6 protein-coding genes are annotated in these 4890 nt (G+C 37.8%); 5 read left to right on the top strand and 1 reads right to left on the bottom strand.

The window, feature by feature from the left end:
• Positions 1-105: 105 nt before the first annotated feature.
• Positions 106-462, bottom strand: a complete 357-nt coding sequence (locus FFR48_RS25465) for a Panacea domain-containing protein (protein WP_236104181.1) — start codon at positions 460-462, stop codon at positions 106-108.
• A 307-nt stretch (positions 463-769) separates the two neighbouring features.
• Here FFR48_RS25465 and FFR48_RS25460 point away from each other — a divergent pair, with 307 nt between their 5' ends.
• The 5 genes from FFR48_RS25460 (at position 770) to FFR48_RS25440 (ending at position 4636) form a co-directional block, all read left to right on the top strand.
• Complete coding sequence (locus tag FFR48_RS25460) at positions 770-1030, top strand: hypothetical protein (RefSeq protein WP_096569650.1); 261 nt, start codon at positions 770-772, stop codon at positions 1028-1030.
• Positions 1031-1495 (top strand): type II toxin-antitoxin system VapC family toxin, encoded by a 465-nt coding sequence (locus tag FFR48_RS25455; protein ID WP_137669287.1) that lies wholly within the window; start codon positions 1031-1033, stop codon positions 1493-1495. It abuts the gene before it with no gap.
• A 179-nt stretch (positions 1496-1674) separates the two neighbouring features.
• On the top strand, positions 1675-3465 hold the full coding sequence (gene typA / locus FFR48_RS25450; protein ID WP_096569646.1) for a translational GTPase TypA: 1791 nt from the start codon (positions 1675-1677) through the stop codon (positions 3463-3465).
• Positions 3466-3951: 486 nt separating this feature from the next.
• Positions 3952-4356 carry a type II toxin-antitoxin system RelE/ParE family toxin gene (locus FFR48_RS25445; protein WP_137669286.1) on the top strand — a complete coding sequence of 135 codons (405 nt, stop codon included), beginning with the start codon at positions 3952-3954 and terminating at the stop codon, positions 4354-4356.
• Complete coding sequence (locus FFR48_RS25440; protein ID WP_137669285.1) at positions 4343-4636, top strand: helix-turn-helix domain-containing protein; 294 nt, start codon at positions 4343-4345, stop codon at positions 4634-4636. The genes FFR48_RS25445 and FFR48_RS25440 overlap by 14 nt, the downstream gene beginning before the upstream one ends.
• Positions 4637-4890: the final 254 nt, after the last annotated feature.

The raw sequence follows: 4890 nt of genomic DNA, 5'->3' as shown, positions 1-4890 counted from the left end.
TTTTAGGTGTTTTAACAGCTTTTCTCTCTGTTCTTGAGACAGATGGTTTTTTGCTGGCATAATTCAGAAGCGATCGCTTAGTTACTTAATTCCCTATTATACAATCTAGCTGCACAACAGCTTATCACTTAAACGATAAGCATGATAACCACCAAAATATTCCCATACTTCTTCTAAAAGTTGTTTGTAATCTTCAGATATTTCTGATAATGATTCTTGACTGGGAATAGGTAATTGTTTAGCTTCAAATTCGCTATAAAATCTATAGGCAGGTGGACAAACTGGACCATAACGCCATGCCTGTATTTCTTCGGGAAATAATTGTTGATCATACATGGCTAAATACAAACTTTGGGCATAATAAAGCAGCTTTTGTACTTTCATATTTGTCATTTCTGCTTCTATGCCGTCTTGGTAAGCTTTAATAATGAAGTAGCGAGCTACGGTTAGACAATCAATCATAATCACACTCGCAAATTAAACACAATACATACTCCATTTATTATACTTTAAATTCATTTTTTAGTACATTTTTACTGAAAAATCTGTTGATTAGACGATGAACCCCAAGAAACACTCTTGGTATTTTCTCTCAAAATCACAATTGTTGTAACAATTAAGCTAGAATTATTAAAGGTTCTTTACACAACTGGCAAAAACCCCCGCCTAAAAAATCTCAAGTACACTTAACTTCTATTATGACTATTATGAGAATACTTTTTGGCGGTTTAAAATAATAGAAAATCCTGATGTGACAAACTAAGAACCTATGCCACAAACGCTTCTGAATGAAATTATTAACCAGCTAAATAGTTTAGAACAGGATGAACTACAGCAGCTTAATCAGATTATTCACATATATCTGACTGACAAAGCACAAGCTGATCAAACCACAAAATTTTATCAAGCACTTTTAAATTCTGGTTTGGTGAAAGAAATTAAACAACCCATTCCCCAACCACAGGAAAGAACTCTCATTCAAGTACAGGGTAAACCTGTTTCTCAAACTATCATTGAGGAACGCTGCTAAATGACTGTTTATTTCTTTGATAGTAGTGCTTTAGTTAAACGCTATGTTGCGGAAATAGGTTCAACTTGGGTTGTGAGTTTGTGTAATCCTAATTTCAAAAATAATGTATTTATTGGTGCTATTACTGCTGTGGAAATTACTGCGGCAATTAGTAGACGTGCAAGGGGTGGAAATATCTCATCTTCAGATGCTACAACAGTTTATTCCCAATTAAAAAATGATATTCAATCTGAATATCAAGTAATTGAAATTACAGATACTATTATTAATTCAGCCATGACCTTAGCAGAAAAACACGGTTTGCGGGGTTATGACGCAGTTCAGTTAGCTGCTGCTAAAGCTATTAATGATCTTTGCATAGCCAATAATTTGCATCCATTAACTTTTGTATCTGCTGATCAAGAATTGAATAATGCCGCAGTCTCCGAAGGTTTAGTCATTGATAATCCCAATAACCACCCCTAAACCTCAAAAACACTCTTGCTATTTCCTGTCAAAATAACAATTTTTGTGACAATTGAGTTAGAATTATTAAAGGTTCGTTACAGAACTGGCAAAAAACCCCCACTTCTGTTAAAACGACCAAACCCTAAGCTAACTAAGCTATTAAATCTAAAAACCCTAAATTACACAACAACGCTCTTATGACGCTCCCAATTCGTAACGTCGCCATTATCGCCCACGTTGACCACGGTAAAACCACCCTGGTTGATGCTCTCCTCAAACAGTCCGGCATTTTCCGCGAAGGCGAAGACGTTCCGGATTGTGTGATGGACTCCAATGATCTGGAGAGAGAGCGGGGAATTACTATTCTTTCCAAAAATACGGCGGTTAAATATAAAGATACCCTGATCAATATTGTTGATACCCCTGGACACGCTGACTTCGGTGGAGAGGTAGAACGGGTATTAGGCATGGTTGATGGTTGCATTCTCATTGTTGATGCTAACGAAGGACCAATGCCCCAAACCCGCTTTGTACTGAAAAAAGCTTTAGAAAAAGGTCTGCGTCCTATTGTTGTTATCAACAAAATTGACCGCGCTAAGGCTGATCCTCATGTAGCCGTTGATAAGGTTTTGGATCTGTTCCTGGAATTAGGTGCAGATGACGATCAGTGTGATTTCCCTTATCTGTTCGCTTCCGGGATGGCTGGTTATGCCAAGGAAACTTTGGAAGCAGAAGCGGTAGATATGCAGCCTTTGTTTGAGGCTATCCTCCGTCATGTTCCCGCACCTGTGGGTGATGCTAACAAACCTCTGCAATTGCAAGTTACCACCCTGGATTATTCTGAATATCTGGGACGGATTGTTATTGGTAGAATCCATAACGGTACGATCCGCGCTGGACAACAAGCAGCTTTGATAACAGAAAGTGGTAATATTGTCAAGTCGAAAATTTCCAAGTTGATGGGATTTGAAGGCTTGAAGCGAGTGGAATTAGAAGAAGCTTCTGCTGGTTATATTGTGGCGGTAGCTGGTTTTGCTGATGCTTACATTGGGGAAACTATTACCGATCCTAATGAACCCCAAGCGTTACCACTAATTAAAGTGGATGAACCAACTTTACAGATGACCTTCTGGGTAAATGATTCACCCTTTGCAGGTCAAGAAGGTAAACTGGTTACATCTCGTCAAGTGCGCGATCGCTTGTTCCGGGAATTAGAAACCAACGTAGCTTTAAGAGTGGAAGAAACCGACTCCCCTGATAAGTTCCACGTTTCTGGACGGGGTGAATTACACCTGGGTATCTTAATTGAAACCATGCGTCGGGAAGGTTACGAGTTCCAAGTTTCCCAGCCTCAAGTAATTTACCGCGAAGTCAGTGGCCAACCTTGCGAACCTTTTGAATTATTAGTTTTAGACGTTCCCAGCGATGCAGTAGGTAGCTGTATTGAACGTTTAGGACAACGGAAAGGGGAAATGCAAGATATGCAACCCGGTGTTGGCGATCGCACACAATTAGAATTTGTGATTCCTGCCCGTGGTTTGATTGGTTTCCGTGGTGAATTTATGCGGATGACCCGTGGTGAAGGTATCATGAACCACAGTTTCCTTGATTATCGTCCCATCACAGGAAATATTGAAGCCCGTAACAAAGGCGTTCTGATATCTTTTGAAGAAGGCGTTTCCACATTCTACGCCATGAAGAACGCTGAAGATAGAGGAGCATTCTTTATTACTCCTGGAACAAAGGTGTACAAAGGCATGATTGTCGGTGAACACAACCGTCCTCAAGACTTAGAATTGAACGTTTGCAAAACCAAGCAGTTAACTAACCACCGTGCATCCGGTGGTGATGAACTCGTACAATTGCAAGCACCTGTAGAAATGAGTTTGGAAAGAGCATTGGAGTACATCGGACCCGATGAGTTGGTAGAAGTAACTCCCCAATCTATTCGTCTCCGCAAAATGGCGAAGAAGTTAGCTAAACGCTAATTTACAGCAGGAGTCAGGAGTCAGGAGTCAGGAGTCAGGAGTAAAACTCTTTTTACATCTGGTTTCCGGTTAAATTCTGTACCTGACTGATCCGAAATCTGTTGTCTCTGGGGTGGGAAATTTCAACCCACCCTTATTTTTTATTTGTATGTATCTGCGTTTATCTGCGTTTATCTGCGTTCTATTCTAAATTCCTGAAAAAAAGTTTTGTGTCAATAATCCCCCCTCTATTCTCAATATTATTGATAATGTTCTCAATTATTTAACGAGTTTTGGTTTTTTCGGCGATCGCTCTTGACAGTGTTTTGAGTTTCTGGTAAATTTAGTTAAAATCCCAAGGGATTGATATAAGAGTTTTAAAAAAGTTTTAAAAAGTTTTCTCACGCAAAGACGCAAAGACGCAAAGAGAAGAAAGGTTAACAGAGTAAAAGTATTAATCGCATTTTTGCTATATAATCAATAATAAACGTAAATCCATCCTCAACAATGCCAGAAACGCAAATCATTTTCTTTCAGGACGATAGAGGAGAAGTTCCTGTTTTAAATTGGTTGAAAAAACTAATCAAACAAGATCGCAAAGGATATGCAAACTGTATTGCGAGAATTGAACAATTAGCCGAGTATGGTTTTGAATTAAGAAGACCAGCAGCAGATTTTTTGAGAGATGGGATTTATGAGTTAAGAGCGAAGCACGTTAAAGTACAGTATAGAATCCTCTATTTTTTTCATGGACAAAATGTGGTGATTTTAGCTCATGCCATGATTAAAGAAGATAATCAAGTTTCAGAGAAAGACATTGATTTAGCATTAAAATATAAGAATTTATTTGTACTCAATCCAGAAATTCATACTTATACTGAACAAGAGAAAGAAGCAGATGAAGAAAACTAATGATGCAGTGAAAATTATTCACAAAATGATGAAGGAAGATCCAGAATTACAAGAGATGGTGAGAGAATCTTCATTAAATGCTCAAGTATCTCAAATAATTTACGATGCTCGGAAACAAGCTGGACTAACTCAAAAACAGTTAGCTGATTTAGTTGGTACTACTCAGTCAGTGATTGCTAGATTAGAAGATGCAGATTATGAGGGACATTCTTTGTCTATGTTAGCTCGAATTGCAGCAGCTTTAAATCAAAAAGTGGAAATTAAAATATCACCTAAATAAGTTGTTTAATAGTCAAATTAATCAAGCATAAAATATAATCTTGAGATTTAATTTCACGTAAATCTGATCTCCCGAAATACCTGAAAAAAAGTTTTGTGTCAATAATCCCCCCTCTATTCTCATTATTATTGATAATATTCTCAATTATTTAACGAGTTTTGGTTTTTTCGGCGATCGCTCTTGACAGTGTTTTGAGTTTCTGGTAAATTTAGTTAAAATCCCAAAGAATTGATATAAGAGTTTTAAAAAAGTTT

It is taken from the genome of Sphaerospermopsis reniformis (assembly GCF_005402885.1).
Classification (GTDB): domain Bacteria; phylum Cyanobacteriota; class Cyanobacteriia; order Cyanobacteriales; family Nostocaceae; genus Sphaerospermopsis; species Sphaerospermopsis kisseleviana.
The sequence above is the reverse complement of the archived record's forward strand: the minus strand, read 5'-3'. Positions and strand labels throughout refer to the sequence as shown.